This window comes from Paracoccus sp. (in: a-proteobacteria) (assembly GCF_030538495.1).
Lineage (GTDB): Bacteria > Pseudomonadota > Alphaproteobacteria > Rhodobacterales > Rhodobacteraceae > Paracoccus.
Genome location: NZ_JAUNTW010000009.1, coordinates 1 through 17,315 on the forward strand (window position 1 = coordinate 1; position 17,315 = coordinate 17,315).

The window sequence follows — 17,315 nt, forward strand, 5'->3', positions numbered from 1 at the left end:
TGGGATATTTCCACACAGAAGATAAAGCGCCGCGCCTGCCGCTTCTTCTGTGTAAAAATACTCATAGCAACCGCGCAGCAAAAAGCCCCCGGCGTAAACCGGGGGCCTTCATTGTCACAGGCGCTGATTACGACGCGGCCAGATTGCGCAGAACGTAGTGCAGCACGCCGCCGTTTTTCAAATAGTCGATTTCGACTTCGGTATCGACGCGGGCTTTCAGCTGGATCTCTTTCACCGTGCCGTCGGCATAGGTGATCGTTGCCGGGACGTTCGACAGCGGTTTGAAATCGCCCGCCAGACCGGTGATGCTGATCACTTCGTCGCCGGTCAGGTTCAACGATTTGCGGGTGTCGCCGCCGGTGAATTCGAACGGAACAACGCCCATGCCCACCAGATTTGACCGGTGGATGCGTTCGAACGATTCCGCGATCACGGCTTTGACGCCCAAGAGGTTGGTGCCTTTGGCCGCCCAGTCGCGCGACGAACCGGCACCGTATTCCTGACCGCCAATCACGATCAGCGGCGTGCCTTGGTCGGCATAGGACATAGCCGCGTCATAGATTGCCGCCTGATTGCCCTGTGCGTCCTTGGAATAGCCGCCTTCGACGCCATCCAGCATTTCGTTCTTAATGCGGATATTGGCAAAGGTGCCGCGCATCATGATTTCGTGGTTGCCACGGCGCGAACCATAGCTGTTGAAATCCTTCGGCGCGACCTGACGTTCGGTCAGATACTGACCGGCGGGGGTCGTCGCTTTGAACGAACCGGCGGGGCTGATATGGTCGGTCGTGATCATATCGCCCAGCAGCGCCAGAATACGCGCGCCGGTGATGTCGCTGATGACGCCCGGTTCTTTGGCCATGCCCTGGAAATAGGGCGGGTTCTGGATATAGGTCGAAGATGCCGGCCAGTCATAGGTTTCGCTGTCGGTGATTTCCACGCCCTGCCAGCGTTCGTCGCCTTTGAACACGTCGGCATATTTCGCCTGGAACATTTCGCGGGTCACGATCGTATCGACCAGATCCGCCACCTCTTTGCTGGTCGGCCAGATGTCTTTCAGGAAGACCGGCTTACCTTCGGGGGTATGGGCCAGCGGTTCGCTGGTCAGGTCGATATTCATATCGCCCGCAATGGCATAGGCCACAACCAGCGGCGGCGAGGCCAGATAGTTGGCGCGCACATCCGGGCTGATGCGCCCTTCAAAGTTGCGGTTGCCCGACAGGACCGACACGGCGACCAGATCATTGTCGTTGATCGACTTGGAAATCGCGGGTTCCAGCGGACCGCTGTTGCCGATGCAGGTCGTGCAGCCAAACCCGACAAGGTTAAAGCCCAGTGCGTCCAGATCGTCCTGAAGATTTGCGGCCTTCAGATATTCTTCGACCACCTGCGAGCCCGGCGCCAGCGAGGTTTTCACCCATGGTTTGCGGGTCAGGCCCAATGCGCGCGCCTTACGCGCCACCAGACCGGCGGCCATCAGCACATACGGGTTCGAGGTGTTGGTGCAGGACGTGATCGACGCGATCACGACCGAACCGTCATGCAGTTTGTAATCCGCGCCTTCGACGGCACCGGATTGGAACCCGTCCAGATGGCCCGGCAGGTCATCGGGGGCGGGTGCGCCGCCTTCGTCGGCCCATTCTTTGATCTCGCGGCGGGCGGGTTCGGCCAGCGAACGGGTGCCGCTGATGTATTTGCTGAACTCGTATGCCGAATCGGTCAGGGCAACGTGATCCTGCGGGCGTTTCGGGCCGGAAATCGCGGGGACGACATCGCCCTGATCCAGCTCCAGCGTGCTGGTGTAGACCGGCGCATAATCCGCGGTCCGCCAGAAGCCGTTTTCCTTGGCATAGGCTTCGACCAGTGCGATCCGGTCTTCGTCCCGGCCGGTCTGGCGCAGGTAACGCAGGGTTTCATCGTCGATCGGGAAGAAGCCACAGGTCGCGCCATATTCGGGTGCCATGTTGGCGATCGTCGCGCGGTCGGCCAGCGGCATATTGTCCAGACCTTCGCCATAGAATTCGACGAATTTACCGACAACCTTATGATCGCGCAGCATTTTCACGACCTTCAGCACCAGATCGGTGGCGGTCACACCTTCGCGCAGCGCGCCGGTGATTTTGAAGCCGACAACCTCGGGGATCAGCATGGAAATGGGCTGGCCCAGCATCGCGGCCTCGGCCTCGATCCCGCCGACGCCCCAGCCCAGAACGGCCAGACCGTTCACCATGGTGGTGTGGCTGTCGGTGCCGACCAGCGTGTCAGGATAGGCGACGGTCGCGCCGGTCTGGTCGGTGTCGGTCCAGACGGTTTGCGCCAGATATTCCAGGTTCACCTGATGGCAGATGCCGGTTCCGGGCGGAACAACGCGGAAATTGTTGAACGCTTTTTGCCCCCATTTCAGGAAGGTATAGCGTTCCATATTCCGTTCGTATTCCAGTTCCACATTGCGTTGAAACGCGCGCGGAGTGCCGAATTCGTCGATCATGACCGAATGGTCGATGACCAGATCAACGGGGTTCAGCGGGTTGATTTTCTGCGCGTCGCCGCCCAGTGCCTTGATCCCGTCGCGCATGGCGGCCAGATCGACCACGGCCGGAACGCCGGTAAAGTCCTGCATCAGAACGCGGGCGGGGCGATAGGCGATTTCGCGGGGGTTCTGACCACCCTTGGCGGCCCATTCGGCAAAGGCCTTAATATCGTCCACGGACACGGTGCGGCCACCGTCTTCGAAGCGCAGCATGTTTTCCAGCACGACTTTCAGGCTGGCGGGCAGTTTTGAAAAATCGCCCAGACCGGCATCGGTCGCGGCTTGGATCGAATAGAAATCAACCGTTTGGTTCCCGGCGCTGAGCGTGCGGCGGGTTTTGGCGGTATCGGTTCCGGTCTGGATGGGCATCAGAGCCTCCCTGTCTGAAACAATGGATGGGTCGGGCATGTCGCGCCCTTGGTTTGCCTGATTGAACCAGACGCCGCAAGGGGACGCATCAAATTGTATGCAATCGCATACCAGAAAAGCAGGTGTTGCTCAAGTAGCACTGTGACAAATGTTGCGTTCGGCTGACAAAGCGTTGATTTGGCGCGGCGCGGGCAAAGGCGTTATTCAGGCGGCGTGACCCATCTGACCCGACATATCGCCCTGATCTGCGCCCTGTTTTGCGCGGCCCCCGTCTTTGCCCAGCAAACGCCGGTGATTTCCGCACCGGATTCGCCGGGGCGGGTGTCGGGGGTGGTGCGCGATACCATGGCGGGGCAGTCCAACGGCTTTCTGGGCAGCGCGCCGGTGCCGCCGATGCGGCGCTTTGATTCGGATATGGCGCCGGTTGTGGTGGAATTGTTCACCTCGCAGGGCTGTTCATCCTGTCCGCCGGTGGATGCCATGGTGGGCGCATTGGCGGCGCAGCCCGATGTTCTGCCGCTGTCGTTTCATGTGGATTACTGGGATTATCTGGGCTGGGCCGACAGTTTCGCCCAACCCGAATTCACCCAGCGGCAAGAGGATTACGCCCGCGCCGCCGGTGAACGCTCGGTTTATACGCCGCAATTGATCCTGGACGGGCGCGATACGGCGCTGTCGATGGGACCAACGCAGTTGATGGGGCTGATCGACGCGCATCGGGCCGCGCCTGCGATGATCACCGTGCAGCGTCAAAAATCTGACGGGGCCGAATTGTTGGACATCGCCCCCCTGTCCGATCTGGGCGGGTCTGCGGATGTCGTGCTGGTCCGCTATGCCCCCGAACGCGATGTGACGATCGCCACGGGCGAAAATCGTGGTAAATCCGTGCGTTATGTGAATGTCGTGCTGGGGGTGCAGGTGCTGGCCCGCTGGGACGGATCGCAGCCGCTGCGCCTGACGGTGCGGCCTGACGATGTGTCAACCGACCGCTTTCCCGCCGATACCCGGCATGTCATCTTGATTCAGCGCAGCGTCGGCGCGCGTGGCCTGCCGGGGGCGATTCTGGGCGCGCTGCGGCTGGATTAGGCGGGCATCCGCGACAGCGCCGCGCGCACCTGTTTGCGCGTCAGAAAGGGGCGCGCGGGCGTCATCGGATTGTGGCGGTCTGTCAGGCCGGGAATGGCCTGTTTCAACCGGTCGCGACAGGGGCCGGGCAGGGCGCGCAGGGCCACGGGGCCGGGAAAGAACGACTCCATCGGCGCGCCTTCGGCCAACAGAATGTGATGCTGCGCCAGTGCCAGATGAACCAGCGTGACATCGCCGTGGCGTTTGATGATGCGGGTGCGGGGCATACCTTCGGTCACCAAATGGCGGGCCGAGGCAAGCGCCGGACCCTGCGCCGTGTCGATCAGGACGCGATGCTGGGGCGACACAAAAACCGGCCTGCGCGGGATATTCGGACCCAAGGCCCCGCGCGCGAATTTCACCGGGCGCAGATTGGGGAACAGGTCCAACCGCGCCGCATCCACCCGCTCGGACGACACCCAGACCAGCGGCTGAGGCCCCGCATCCAGCGTCATCACCAGATCGCCCGCGCGCAGGTCCTGAACCAGCCGTTCACCAGCCGGAACCGCAATCCGCGTGCCGGCCAGAAAGCAGATGGTCACGGCGTCGGGGTCGATCGCGTCAAAGTTGCTGCCCAGCTGATCCATGATCGCGCTGACATCTTCGCCACCGGAATAGCGGATCGGTCGATACAGATACCCCGCCGTCCGGTTGCCGGCGGAATCGCCCCGCCACAGCGCGCCCGCCTCGCCGTTGCCGCCGTTATGGCCCAAGACGCCGCCCACGGCATCAGTCCATTCGCGCCGATCAATTAAGCCGTTGTTATTGGTGTCATTTACGCGCAGAGTGATCTGTTCGGACGGCCCTTCAACGACATTGTTCACCACCCGACTGCGCCAAACCGTAATTTCAATAATAGCCATCGGGGGACTGTCGCTGGTGAATGAACATCGTTAACCATTTTTACAAAGACGGACGCCCCCGCTCAAGCCGTGACGCCGCGTGAGGCCCTTGTGGGGCTGGCCCGTTTGCGCGAAAAGGCGGGGGCAGAATAAGGAATGTCGCATGAAACAGCCCCCCGCATGGGTCAAACCCGCACTGGAATTCGGCCCTCTGATCCTGTTTTTCGCCGTGTTCATGATGTATCGCGGGCAGGATGTGACGGTGTTCGGTCACAGCTACAGCGGATTTATCTTTGCGACGCTGGTGTTTATCCCGGCGCTGATGGTGACGACCGCGGTTCAGTGGTGGCTGACGGGCAAACTGGCCCCGATGCAGGTCGCAACGCTGGTTCTGGTGGTCGTGTTCGGGGGGATCTCGGTCTGGCTGAACGACCCGAGATTCTTTAAGATTAAACCGACGATTATTTATCTGCTGTTCGCCGCGATCCTGGGGGTGGGGCTGGGCTTGCGCAAAAACTGGCTGGGCGCCGTCATGTCCGAAGCCCTGCCCATGGACGCCGAAGGCTGGCGCAAACTGACCCTGCGCATGACGATTTTCTTTGTTTTTCTGGCGGTTGCGAATGAATTTGTTTGGCGCACGATGTCGGAAACGACGTGGGTGTGGTTCAAAACCTTTGGCCTGACGGTGCTGATTTTCGTGTTTCTGATGGGCAATGCGGGGCTGTATAAAGCCCACGCCTTGCCGCAGAATGACGACGAAAAAGGTTAATAGATAAAATTGTTCATGCTTTGTGCGTGAAATTTTGGACGGAATGGGTTAGGCGTGGTGGCAACTGAACGCCACACCGACGAAAGATAACCCCATGATGCTTCACCGTTTTGTCGCGGCCTTTCTGGCCGTGATCGCCCCTGTCTTTGCCTATGCCGATGATGCCGCCCCGCGCAATGTGTTTTATGTCGGGGCCGGTGCGTCCCACAGCGACCGCAAAGACGAAAATAATCAGGTGCCGTTTTCCATCGGGATGACCCATCATGCGCCGGGTGGCGGGGTGGTCTATGGCTTTGATTTCGCGGGGGAAGGGGTGGTTTACGATTCCACCTATCACCGCAATGCCGATCCGCGCCGCGCCATGTCGATGAATCTGGTCGTCGGCGGCAATGTTGTGAACGGCACCCGGACCAAGGTTGACGCCGCCCTGCTGGTCGGGATTCGACAGGCGACACAGGACTGCGACCGGCAATCTTATCTGGGCCATCAATGCTATGCCGACCGGTCTCCGCGCGTGGAATACAAACCCAATGCCGGGGCGCTGCTGACGGTATCCTATGACCGCGCGGTCATCGGCCTGCGCGCCACGGGGCAAAGCGCGCAGATGATCGGCGGATTCCGGTTCTGACCGCTCAGGCCCGCGCCGCACCCCATCCGGCAGGGCGGGCCAGCAGGCGCGACCAGCGGGGTTCGCCCCGGCGTGGCAGATGGCTGCGGATCAACCCCAAAGGCAGCGCGCGCGGCTGAAACAACGCCGCGCGGTAAAAATCAAACAAGCCCCGCCGCAAATAGGGCGTCCAATGCGACAACCGATGCAGCGCGCCACATTCCGTCGGAAAGCCCAGCAATTGCAGCGATTTCAACGTGGCTCCATCGTCAATCTGCACATCCAGCCAGTTGCGCAGGGGGCGTTCCAGGCCAAAGCCCAGCGATTGCCTGCGCCCGCCGGTCAGGATCGTTTCGAACCCAAAATCGAACAGGTCGTTTTCGCGGGCGGTGATGTTGATGACCTCGGCCCGCGCGGCGGCGGGGCTGGTCATGGCATGGGCGGCGGTGTCGCGAAATTCGGCCCCCGTCAGCAGCACGACCCGGCGGACGCAGCCCGGTTCGGTGTGGCGCAGCGCCTGCAAGGCCACGCGCCCGCCCATCGAATGACCGATGATCGCCACGGGGCGGTTGCTGATCTGCGACAGGCGCGTGATCGTCGCGCCCAGCTCCGCCCCCACCTCCGCCGCCCGGTCATAGGCATCGCGCAGGCTGCCGCAGGCCTCCCACCCCAGCCCGATGGCCAGCCCTTCGTCGGGGCGCCCCTGACCAAAGCCCAAGGCGCGCGGCCAGCTGTGCGCGCGGCGCAGGCGTGGGTTGGGGTTCAGCGACAGGATAAACCGGTGCGGGTCGGTGGATGGATGCGACGGCGAATATCGGTAGCCATGGGTCATCACCACAAGGGGCGCACCGGGGGGCAGGGCGGCCACGCTGTCCCACAACCGGGACGGCGGATTATGCCCCGCATTGATGCAGATGACTGGCATTTCAACCTCTTACGACCGACCGCCTTTGCCGCGCTGTTAGCGCCGTCCTGCGACATTGGCATGACGGGCGCGTGTCGGTCCGGTGAAATGAAATGCGCGGAAAAACAGCGCACATAATCATGCGACCTTTTTCGCCATTGTATTATCCCCCCATCCGCCCCTATGTTGGCCACATGCGCAGAAAGCGATGCTTTGCGCCGACAGTTTCGCAGCGCGGCACCTCTGACCCCTTGACCCACGGGCAGGCGATATGTGCCGCGCGGAAAAGCCCGCACCCCAAGGCCAATGATGGCGCGACCGGGTGACGACAGACAGCGGCACGGCCGGCCCTTTGCGGCACCGTGCCATTCGTAAGGAACAGACGCGATGACGCGCGCGGCACAACGATGGAACAGGCAGCGGGGGGCGGACAGCCAACCTCATGCCCGCATTCGTGCCGGTGCAGCGCCCGCGTCCCCCACCACAAACCGCGGCCATAATCCGGGGGTGCCACTGGCGCCGCCCGGTTCATGCCCGCGCGAAAGATACACCAATGGCAAAAAAAATGCTGATCGACGCCACCCATGCCGAGGAAACTCGGGTCGTGGTGGTGGACGGAACCAAGGTCGAAGAATTTGACTTTGAAACGGTAAATAAGCGGCAGCTTTCCGGGAATATCTATCTGGCCAAGGTGACGCGGGTTGAACCCTCGTTGCAGGCGGCCTTTGTCGATTACGGCGGGAATCGCCATGGATTTCTGGCCTTTGCCGAAATTCACCCGGATTATTACCAAATCCCCGCCGCCGACCGTCAGGCCCTGATCGACGAAGAACGCGCCTATGCCGAGGCGCAAGAGGCCGAAGAGGCCGCCCGCGCCCGTCGCAAAGCCCCCGTCGCCGAAACCGCTGAAAACGGCGATGAAACCGTCGCGGATGATGACGAAAACGGCGATGATGCGATTGAATCGGTTGCCGAAGATGACGTGACCGAAGAAATCAGCGCGCCGAAAAAACCGCGCGCGCGGCGCTATAAGATTCAAGAGGTTGTCAAGGTCCGCCAGATCATGCTGGTGCAGGTGGTCAAGGAAGAACGCGGCAACAAAGGCGCGGCGCTGACCACTTATCTGTCGCTGCCGGGGCGGTATTGCGTCCTGATGCCCAACACCGCGCGCGGCGGCGGGATCAGCCGCAAAATCACCAATGTGGCCGACCGCAAAAAGCTGAAAGAAATCGCGACCGAACTCGAGGTGCCGCGCGGCGCCGGTCTGATTATCCGCACGGCGGGCAGTCAGCGCACCAAAACCGAAATCCGCCGCGATTACGAATATCTGTTGCGCCTGTGGGAACAGATCCGCGACCTGACCTTTAAATCGGTGGCGCCCGCTCCGATTTATGAGGAAGGCGACCTGATCAAACGCAACATCCGCGATCTGTTCAGCAAAGACATCGACGAAGTGCTGGTCGAAGGCGAACGCGGTTTCCGCGTCGCCCGCGACTTTATGGCGATGATCATGCCGGGTCACACGGGCTGCGTGAAGCATTACCGCGACCCCATGCCGCTGTTCGCCCGCTATCAGGTCGAAAGCTATCTGGGCGGCATGTTCAACCCGGTTGTTCAACTGAAATCAGGTGGTTACATCGTCATCGGCGTGACCGAGGCGCTGGTTGCCGTGGACGTCAACAGCGGCCGCGCCACCAAAGAAGGCAGCATCGAAGAAACCGCGCTGAAAACCAACCTTGAGGCCGCGGATGAGGTGGCGCGCCAGTTGCGCCTGCGCGATCTGGCCGGGCTGATCGTCATCGACTTTATCGACATGGACGAGCGTAAAAACAACGCCGCCGTCGAAAAGCGGATGAAGGAACGGCTGAAATCCGACCGCGCGCGTATTCAGGTGGGCCGCATTTCGGGCTTTGGCCTGATGGAAATGAGCCGTCAGCGCCTGCGCCCCGGCATGTTGGAATCGACGACGCAGCCCTGCGCGCATTGCCACGGCACCGGCCTGATCCGCAGCGATGACAGCCTGGCCCTGACCATCCTGCGCGCGATCGAGGAAGAAGGCACCCGCAAACGCAGCGCCGAAGTTCTGGTTAAAGCGCCGATTGCCGTGGTCAATTTCCTGATCAATAACAAACGCGAACATATCGCGGGCATGGAAACGCGTTACGGCATGGCCATCCGGATCGAGGCGGACCCGACGCTGATCTCGCCCGATTTCGCGGTGGAAAAGTTCAAAACCGCGACCCGGATTGTGGCGGATGCCGCGCCGGTTCTGGGGGTTGATGCCAGTCTGATGGCGGCGATTGATGACGACGATCTGACGCTGGCGGATGCTGGCGCGGATGTCGCGGATGCGTCCGATGATGCTGCTGAAACGCCGGTTGCGACGGGCGATGACGACGACACCCCGTCGCGCAGCCGCCGCCGTCGTCGCCGTCGTCGCCGCAATGGCGATGATGCGGATACCGACACGCCGGAAACGTCGGCGGATGCGTCGGGTGAAGCGTCGGATGACGTCGCCGATGAACAGCCCCGCCGCAGCCGGTCGCGCAGCCGGTCCCGGTCGCGCAAACGCGATGACAGCGCGCTGCCCGAAGTGGTGGATCTGCGCGATGACGTTGCGGGCGATGATGGCCGGGCCGAGGGGCTGCCGGGTCTGAATGCTGCGCCTCTGCCGCGCGAAGATGTAGCGGATGCTGCGCCGGTTGAGGTCGCGCACCCCGTGGTCATCAGCGAATTTGACGCGGCACCCGCGCCCGAAGCGGTCGCGGAAGCGGCGCCGGAACCTGTCGCGGAACCCGAAGCCGTCGCTGAGGACATGCCCGCGCCGGAACCCGCCGCCGACCCCGCACAGGATGCCGAACCCGAGGTCGCCCCGGAACCTGCGCAGGTTGCCGAAGCCGCTGCGGAACCCGCCGCCGAGGCCGAGGCCGAACCCGAGGTCACCCCGGAACCGGAACCGCAACCCGAACCCGCCAACGAACCGGACGCCGCGCCGCGTCCGAAACGCAGCGGCTGGTGGTCTCGCTAACCGGCACACAGCATCAGGGCGCGGGTCGATCCCGCGCCCGTTCTACACGCAGGCGTGACATTCTGACCCCTGTCAAAACCCCGGTTAATCGTTAGGGTGCCGCCATGTTTGGGATTGAACTTGCCACCGCTGCGTTTCCGCTGGCCGCCTTTGTCGCGTTGCTGGCCGGATTTTTGTCGTTTCTGTCGCCCTGCGTGCTGCCGATCGTGCCGCCATATCTGGCTTATATGACCGGGGTGGGCGTGAACGGGCTGAAAACCGGGGAACGCAGCGCGGTGCTGCCGGCGCTGTTTTTCGTCATGGGCCTGTCCACGGTGTTTCTGGTCATGGGCTTTGCCGCGTCGGCATTCGGGCGGGCGTTTCTGGCCTATCAGGACCGGCTGGCGCAGGCGGCGGGGGTCATGGTCATCATCATGGGCCTGCATTTCCTGCACATTATCCGCATCCCCATTCTGGACCAAGAGGCGCGCATGAATACCGGCCAACAGGGCGGGGGCGCGTTTGGGGCCTATGTTCTGGGGCTGGCCTTTGCCTTTGGCTGGACGCCCTGCATCGGGCCGCAGCTGGGGATGATCCTGTCGCTGGCCGCGATGGGGGGGGAATTGTCGCGCGGCACGGCGTTGCTGGCCGTCTATGCGCTGGGTCTGGGGATTCCGTTCCTGCTGGCCGCGATTTTCATTAACCGCGCCATCGGGCTGATGAACCGGATCAAGCCGTGGATGAAAACCATCGAACGCGTCATGGGCGCGTTGCTGATCGTGGTGGGCGTTGCGTTGATTACCGGCGCGTTTACCGAATTCAGTTTTTGGTTGTTGGAAACATTCCCGGCGCTGGCGACGCTGGGCTAGGGGGCTGGGCTAACGGCAAAACCCCGCGCGTCAGATCACTTTTCGCAGCGTCACGGCAATCGAATGTGGCGCGGGGCGCAAATCCGCGCTATCCTGTCCCCCAGATCCGGGAAAACCGGACATTTCTTGAGGCAGTGACAGCAGGTTTCCCATGACCGAGATGGTCTTTGGCGCCGCCCCCGCGCGCGCGGTCGATCCGATTCTTCCCCGCTGGTGGCGGACGTTGGACAAATGGTCCCTTGTCTGCGTGCTGGGCCTGTTTGCCACGGGCCTGCTGTTGGGGCTGGCCGCGTCGGTCCCGTTGGCGGAAAAAAACCACCTGCCGCGATTTTATTATGTGCAGCGTCAGGCGATCTTTGGTGGGGTGGCGCTGGTCGTCATGCTGGTGCTGTCGATGATGGACCCGCGCCAAATCCGCCGCATCGGGGTGCTGGGGTTCGGTTTGTCATTCCTGTTGGTTGCGTCGCTGCCGCTGATCGGCACGGATTTCGGCAAGGGGGCGGTCCGCTGGATCAGCTTTGCCGGTGTGTCGATGCAACCGTCCGAGTTTTTGAAGCCCGGTTTCGTCGCGATCTGCGCGTGGTTCATCGCCGCCGGGCAAGAGGTCGGAGGCCCCCCCGGTCGCCTCTATTCCTTCATCGTGGCCGCCGTGATGGTGGTCATTCTGGCGCTGCAACCCGATTTCGGTCAGGCGTCGCTGGTGCTGTTTTCATGGCTGGTGATGTATTTCGTCGCAGGCGCACCGATTGCGGTGTTGTTGATCGTGGCCGGTATCGCGGGCTTGGGCGGGCTGTTCGCCTATGGTGCGTCGGAACACTTTGCCCGCCGGATCAACGCTTATTGGTCGGCCGAGACCGAGGCGAACAGCCAGATGTATTTCGCCACGAACGCGATTCAGGAAGGCGGATTTTTCGGCGTCGGCGTGGGTGAGGGGACGGTGAAATGGTCTCTGCCTGACGCGCATACCGATTTCATTATCGCCGTCGCCGCCGAGGAATACGGCCTTGTCATGGTCCTGTTCATCATCGCGCTGTTCTGCACGATTGTGGTTCGGTCGCTGCTGCGGCTGTTGCGCGAACGGGATGCCTTTGCCCGAATTGCTGGCACGGGTCTGGCCTGTGCGTTCGGAGTGCAGGCGTTCATCAATATGGGCGTGGCGGTGCAATTGCTGCCGGCCAAGGGGATGACGCTGCCCTTTATCAGCTATGGCGGGTCGTCGGTGGTGGCGTCGGGCATTGCGCTGGGGATGCTGCTTGCGCTGACGCGCACCCGTCCGCAGGCGCAGATGGCTGAAATCTTTCGGCAGGGGCGGTGATGTCTGGTAAACTGGCTTTAATCGCCGCCGGGGGGACCGGCGGGCATATGTTCCCGGCGCAGGCTTTGGCCGAATTGCTGCTGGCACATGGCTGGCGGGTCAAGCTGTCCACCGACGAACGCGGCGCGCGTTACGCGGGGGGCTTTCCGCAGGCGGTCGAACGCAGCATCGTTCCGGCGGCCACAACCGCGCGGGGGGGCGTTGTCGGCAAACTGACCGCGCCGTTCAAGATCGCTGCCGGAGTCCTGGCCGCCCGCGCGGCGATGCGGCGCGACCGTCCGGCGGTGGTGATCGGCTTTGGCGGCTATCCGACCATTCCGGCGCTGTCGGCGGCGCGGATGATGGGCCTGCCGCGCATGATCCATGAACAGAACGGCGTGATGGGGCGGGTGAACCGCATCTTTGCGCCGCAGGTGGATCGGGTGGCCTGCGGAACATGGCCCACGGTTCTGCCGGACGGAGTCACCGGCACGCCGACCGGCAACCCGGTGCGTCAGGCGGTTCTGGATCAGGCGGGTGCGCCCTATGTCGCGCCGGGTCCGGGTGATGTGAACTTGCTGGTCATCGGCGGCAGTCAGGGCGCGCGCGTCTTGTCGGATGTGGTGCCTGCGGCCATTGCGGCGCTGCCGGATGATCTGCGCGCGCGCCTGCGCGTCAGCCATCAGGCCCGGGCCGAGGATGGCGACCGCGTCGCCTCTGCCTATGCCGCCGCGGGTGTGGACGCCGATATTCAGCCGTTCTTCACCGATGTTCCCGAACGTCTGGCGCGTGCGCAACTGGTCATCAGCCGGTCGGGCGCGTCGTCGCTGGCCGATATAACCGTGATCGGGCGGCCTGCCATTCTGATCCCCTATGCCGCGGCGGCGGGCGATCATCAAACCGCAAATGCGCAGGTTTTGGCCGATGCGGGCGCGGCGCATGTGCATCCTGAATCGGTGCTTGACGCCGACAGCCTGACGCGCGACATCCGCGCAATTCTGACAGACCCCGCGCAGGCGGACCGCATGGCGGCCTCTGCGCTGACCCTTGCCCGCCCGGACGCGGCGCAACAGCTTTTCGATATTGTGACGGAGATTGCCCGATGAACGCAGCCACGAAATTGCCCGGCGAATTAGGCCCCATTCATTTCGTCGGCATTGGCGGCATCGGCATGTCGGGCATTGCCGAAGTGCTGCTGACGCTGGGCTATCAGGTGCAGGGCAGCGACCTGAAGCGGTCGAAAATCACCGACCGTCTGGAAACGCTGGGCGCCCAGATCTTCGAAGGACAGCGCGCCGAAAACATCGGCGAGGCCGCCGTGATCGTTATTTCCACGGCGATTAAAAAGGGCAACCCGGAATTAGAGGAAGCCCGCCGCCGTGGCCTGCCCGTGGTGCGCCGCGCCGAAATGCTGGCCGAACTGATGCGCCTGAAATCGAATATCGCGATTGCCGGGACGCATGGCAAAACCACCACCACGACCATGGTTGCCACGCTGCTGGATGCGGGCGGCGTGGACCCGACCGTGATTAATGGCGGCGTCATCCATGCCTATGGGTCGAACGCGCGCGCCGGGGCCGGCGAATGGATGGTGGTCGAGGCCGACGAATCCGACGGCAGCTTCAACCGCCTGCCCGCCGATATTGCGATTGTGACGAATATCGACCCCGAACATATGGAACATTGGGGCAGCTTTGACGCGCTGCGTCAGGGGTTTTACAACTTTGTGTCGGGGATTCCGTTTTACGGTCTGGCGGTTCTCTGCACCGACCATGCCGAGGTTCAGGCCTTGGTCGGCAAGCTGACCGATCGCCGCGTGGTGACGTTTGGGTTCAACGCGCAGGCCGATGTGCGCGCGGTGAACCTGCGTTACGAACGCGGCGTTGCGCATTTCGACATTGCCTTGCAGGGTGAAACCGTTGACGGCGAAACCCCGATGATTGAGGGCTGCACCCTGCCCATGCCGGGCGATCACAACGTGTCGAACGCACTGGCCGCCGTGGCCGTGGCGCGTCATCTGGGCATCAAGCGCGCGGAAATCCGCGATGCTCTGGCGAAATTCGGCGGTGTCGGTCGCCGCTTTACCCGCGTGGGTGAGGTGAACGGAGTCACCATCATCGACGATTACGGCCATCACCCGGTGGAAATCGCCGCCGTGCTGCGCGCCGCCCGTCAGGCATCCGAAGGCCGCGTGATCGCCGTGCATCAGCCGCATCGCTATTCCCGCCTGTCGAACCTGTTCGACGATTTTTGCACCTGTTTTAACGAAGCCGATGTCGTCGCAATCGCTGATGTTTACGCGGCGGGCGAAGACCCGATCCCCGGCGCAGGCCGCGATGATCTGGTCGCGGGGCTGATCGCCCATGGTCACCGCCATGCCCGCGCGATCCTGTCCGAACAGGATCTGGAACGGCTGGTGCGCGAACAGGCGCGGCCCGGCGATATGGTCGTCTGTCTGGGCGCTGGCACGATCAGCGCATGGGCCAATGGCCTGCCTGCGCGGCTGATGGGGCAGGCGGCGTAACGCTATGCCGGTTGTGTTGGCGGTGGGCTGGCTGGTGCTGGCCTGCGCGGTGCGTTTTCTGCCGATCCGCTGGCGTTTGCGCGCGGTCTGGGGGCTGGTCGCGGTGGGCGTGCCGATCCTGGGCTGGCTGACGCTGCGCTATGGCCCCGGAGCGGGGGTGCTGGCCTTTGCCGCCGGGGCGGCGCTGCTGTATCAACCCGCGCGGCGGGTGCGCTGATGGGTGTGGTGATCCTGCTGCTGGCCTGCTCTCTGGGCGCGGCATGGGTCACGATGGCGGCGCTGCGCCGGTCATGGGATTGGGTGCTGGCGGCGTTTTGGTGCGTCATGGCGTGGCTGTCGTCGATGATCGCGGGCTTGGACAATCTGGACGGGCTGGGCGCGGCTATTTTCCTGGGCGCGGTCCTAAGTGGCGGAGTGGTCGGGTTCCTGCTGTCCAGCTATGCCGGGCATGGCCCGCGCCGGTCCGCGCTGCATGTCGTCGCGGGCGCGGGATGGGGGCTGTCGGTCATCACCCTGTTGGGCGCTTGGGTGTCACTGTTATGACCGCACTGGCCATTATCTGCGCGCTTGGGGCGGGGGCGATGACGGGCGCGGCGGTGTATCTGCGGCTGCGTTGGGTCTTGGCCGCGTTGTGGGGGCTGATCGCGTTGATTGCGGTGCAGCTGTTCTTTGCCGCGCGCGGGGTGGATGGTTTTGGCGATCTGGCCGCGCGGATGGCCGCAATCGCGACCGCCGCCCCGGCGGTTCTGGGCGGAGCCTTGGCGTTCATCGCCGCCGCCATTCACGGGCAGCGTCCCGATTGGCGGGGCTGGCCCGCGCGGCTGACGGGTGCGGGGTTTCTGGTCGCCGTGGCCGCGGTCATCGCAACGATCCGGTTGTAAACGCCGCGCCGCGCGGTAATCTGACCCTATGGATGTTGAAAGCTATTACGCATTGGTTTGCATGATGATGGCGGCGGGCGCGATGATCGCCGCGCTGGTCAGTGTGTTTCTGAACCGTCCGCCCCTATGGATGCTGGCGCTGATCGGGGTGGTGGTCGCGGGCTGCGTCGCGATTATCGCAACGGATCCCTATGAAAATACTGAACTATTGGCCGTGGCTTTTGTCGGGTTGCCTTTGCTGTCCTTTGGCCGGATGGGCTGGCATTGGCGGCGCGCCAGCTATGCCGTGCTGGGCTTTGCTGCGCTGATGCTGGTGCTGTATCCGTGGCTGACGACCTCTTATTCCAGCGGCGGGTTCCTACGCAATCTGGGCTACATCATCGGCCTGTGGATCGGCGTTATCCCGGCGCTGGTCGGGCTGACCTGCGGCCTGACATGGCGGTGGTTGCAGAACCAGCGTTGATCCCCGCGCCGGTCGCGGGTATCACCACCCCCCGAAAGGACCACATCATGACCACCCTGCCAGAGCCGCGCGGGCCACTGACCGCGAACCGCAATCTTGACAGCCTGACCTGGCTGCGCGTGGGGGGGGCGGCGGATTGGCTGTTTCAGCCCGCCGATGTGGAGGATCTGGCCGCGTTTCTGCGCGATCTGGATGCGGGCATCGCGGTGTTCCCGATGGGCGTGGGCAGCAACCTGATTGTGCGTGACGGAGGCATCCGCGGCGTCGTGATCCGTCTGGGCCGCGCCTTTAACAGCATCGACATTGACGGCGACATTATCACCGCAGGCGCGGCGGCGCTTGACGCGCATGTCGCGCGGCGCGCGGCAGAAGCGGGGCTGGACCTGACCTTTCTGCGCACCATTCCGGGCAGCATCGGCGGCGCGGTGCGGATGAATGCGGGATGTTACGGCAGCTATGTTGCCGATCACCTGATCGACGCGCAGGCGGTGACGCGCGACGGGCGCGTGGTCACGCTGACGCCGGATGATCTGCGGTTTGCCTATCGCCACGCCGATATTCCTGATGGCTGGGTGGTGACGCAGGCGCGGTTTCGGGCGCAGGCGGCGGACCCCGACGCGCTGCATCAGAAAATGGCCGACCAACTGGCGAAACGCGACGAAACCCAACCGACCAAGGATCGCAGCGCCGGATCGACCTTCCGCAACCCGGCGGGGTTCAGCAGCACCGGACAGGCCGATGATGTGCATGATCTGAAGGCATGGGCGCTGATCGACCGCGCGGGCCTTCGCGGCCACAGCTGGGGCGGGGCGCAAATGTCGGACAAACACCCGAATTTCCTGATCAACACCGGCGGCGCCACAGCGGCGGAGCTTGAGGCGCTGGGCGAACTGGTCCGCCGCCGCGTGTTCGAAGATAGCGGCCACGATCTGCAGTGGGAGGTCATCCGCATCGGCGACCCCTTGCCGGACGCCGATTAACGCCGCCAGATTTTGCCGAAATGAACGAATTTACGCTTTTGTGATTCGGGCTTTGGCTGTATCGTCTGAAAACAGGCGACGGGGAAAACCCCGCGCATCGAAAATTGCCCGGATCAACCGGGCGTGAAAGGCGAAAAGTGGCGGGCAGGTC

At 63.2% G+C, this 17,315-nt stretch carries 16 protein-coding genes; 13 read left to right on the forward strand and 3 right to left on the reverse strand.

Going from position 1 to position 17,315, the window contains the following annotated elements; translation table 11 throughout:
- Window positions 1-127 precede the first annotated feature (127 nt).
- On the reverse strand, window positions 128-2,899 hold the full coding sequence (gene acnA / locus Q4G20_RS09790; RefSeq protein ID WP_303343259.1) for an aconitate hydratase AcnA: 2,772 nt from the start codon (window positions 2,897-2,899) through the stop codon (window positions 128-130).
- A gap of 213 nt (window positions 2,900-3,112) precedes the next feature.
- Here acnA and Q4G20_RS09795 point away from each other — a divergent pair, with 213 nt between their 5' ends.
- Window positions 3,113-3,985, forward strand: a complete 873-nt coding sequence (locus Q4G20_RS09795) for a thioredoxin family protein (RefSeq protein WP_303343260.1) — start codon at window positions 3,113-3,115, stop codon at window positions 3,983-3,985.
- On the opposite strand, the gene Q4G20_RS09800 is transcribed toward Q4G20_RS09795, so the two are convergent.
- The gene (locus Q4G20_RS09800; RefSeq protein ID WP_303343261.1) at window positions 3,982-4,887 is read right to left on the reverse strand and encodes a Hint domain-containing protein; all 906 of its coding nucleotides are present in this window, start codon (window positions 4,885-4,887) and stop codon (window positions 3,982-3,984) included. The genes Q4G20_RS09795 and Q4G20_RS09800 overlap by 4 nt on opposite strands.
- 142 nt (window positions 4,888-5,029) lie before the next feature.
- Between Q4G20_RS09800 and Q4G20_RS09805 the strand changes: the two genes are divergently transcribed.
- Both Q4G20_RS09805 and Q4G20_RS09810 read left to right on the forward strand, forming a co-directional pair.
- A complete protein-coding gene (locus tag Q4G20_RS09805; RefSeq protein WP_303343262.1) occupies window positions 5,030-5,635 on the forward strand; it encodes an inner membrane-spanning protein YciB in 606 nt (201 codons plus the stop codon).
- A gap of 94 nt (window positions 5,636-5,729) precedes the next feature.
- A complete protein-coding gene (locus Q4G20_RS09810) occupies window positions 5,730-6,263 on the forward strand; it encodes a hypothetical protein (RefSeq protein WP_303343263.1) in 534 nt (177 codons plus the stop codon).
- Between the two features lie 4 nt (window positions 6,264-6,267).
- On the opposite strand, the gene Q4G20_RS09815 is transcribed toward Q4G20_RS09810, so the two are convergent.
- Window positions 6,268-7,167: an alpha/beta fold hydrolase gene (locus Q4G20_RS09815; protein ID WP_303343264.1), complete on the reverse strand. Its 900-nt coding sequence runs from the start codon at window positions 7,165-7,167 to the stop codon at window positions 6,268-6,270.
- A gap of 532 nt (window positions 7,168-7,699) precedes the next feature.
- Between Q4G20_RS09815 and Q4G20_RS09820 the strand changes: the two genes are divergently transcribed.
- The 10 genes from Q4G20_RS09820 (at window position 7,700) to murB (ending at window position 17,164) form a co-directional block, all read left to right on the forward strand.
- Complete coding sequence (locus Q4G20_RS09820) at window positions 7,700-10,174, forward strand: ribonuclease E/G (RefSeq protein WP_303343265.1); 2,475 nt, start codon at window positions 7,700-7,702, stop codon at window positions 10,172-10,174.
- A 104-nt stretch (window positions 10,175-10,278) separates the two neighbouring features.
- Window positions 10,279-11,022 carry a cytochrome c biogenesis CcdA family protein gene (locus Q4G20_RS09825; RefSeq protein WP_303343266.1) on the forward strand — a complete coding sequence of 248 codons (744 nt, stop codon included), beginning with the start codon at window positions 10,279-10,281 and terminating at the stop codon, window positions 11,020-11,022.
- Window positions 11,023-11,173: 151 nt separating this feature from the next.
- Window positions 11,174-12,337: an FtsW/RodA/SpoVE family cell cycle protein gene (locus Q4G20_RS09830; protein ID WP_303343267.1), complete on the forward strand. Its 1,164-nt coding sequence runs from the start codon at window positions 11,174-11,176 to the stop codon at window positions 12,335-12,337.
- On the forward strand, window positions 12,337-13,422 hold the full coding sequence (locus Q4G20_RS09835) for a glycosyltransferase (RefSeq protein WP_303343268.1): 1,086 nt from the start codon (window positions 12,337-12,339) through the stop codon (window positions 13,420-13,422). The genes Q4G20_RS09830 and Q4G20_RS09835 overlap by 1 nt, the downstream gene beginning before the upstream one ends.
- Window positions 13,419-14,840: a UDP-N-acetylmuramate--L-alanine ligase gene (murC, locus tag Q4G20_RS09840; RefSeq protein WP_303343269.1), complete on the forward strand. Its 1,422-nt coding sequence runs from the start codon at window positions 13,419-13,421 to the stop codon at window positions 14,838-14,840. The genes Q4G20_RS09835 and murC overlap by 4 nt, the downstream gene beginning before the upstream one ends.
- Window positions 14,841-14,844: 4 nt before the next feature.
- Entirely contained in the window at window positions 14,845-15,057 is a 213-nt protein-coding gene (locus Q4G20_RS09845) for a DUF2484 family protein (protein WP_303343270.1), read from the forward strand.
- Window positions 15,057-15,383, forward strand: coding sequence for a hypothetical protein (locus Q4G20_RS09850; protein WP_303343271.1), 327 nt, complete (start codon window positions 15,057-15,059; stop codon window positions 15,381-15,383). Before Q4G20_RS09845 ends, Q4G20_RS09850 begins: the two co-directional genes overlap by 1 nt.
- Window positions 15,380-15,721 carry a hypothetical protein gene (locus Q4G20_RS09855; protein ID WP_303343272.1) on the forward strand — a complete coding sequence of 114 codons (342 nt, stop codon included), beginning with the start codon at window positions 15,380-15,382 and terminating at the stop codon, window positions 15,719-15,721. Before Q4G20_RS09850 ends, Q4G20_RS09855 begins: the two co-directional genes overlap by 4 nt.
- A 28-nt stretch (window positions 15,722-15,749) precedes the next feature.
- Window positions 15,750-16,184, forward strand: coding sequence for a hypothetical protein (locus Q4G20_RS09860; protein WP_303343273.1), 435 nt, complete (start codon window positions 15,750-15,752; stop codon window positions 16,182-16,184).
- Window positions 16,185-16,231: 47 nt separating this feature from the next.
- On the forward strand, window positions 16,232-17,164 hold the full coding sequence (murB, locus tag Q4G20_RS09865; RefSeq protein ID WP_303343274.1) for a UDP-N-acetylmuramate dehydrogenase: 933 nt from the start codon (window positions 16,232-16,234) through the stop codon (window positions 17,162-17,164).
- Window positions 17,165-17,315 lie beyond the last annotated feature (151 nt).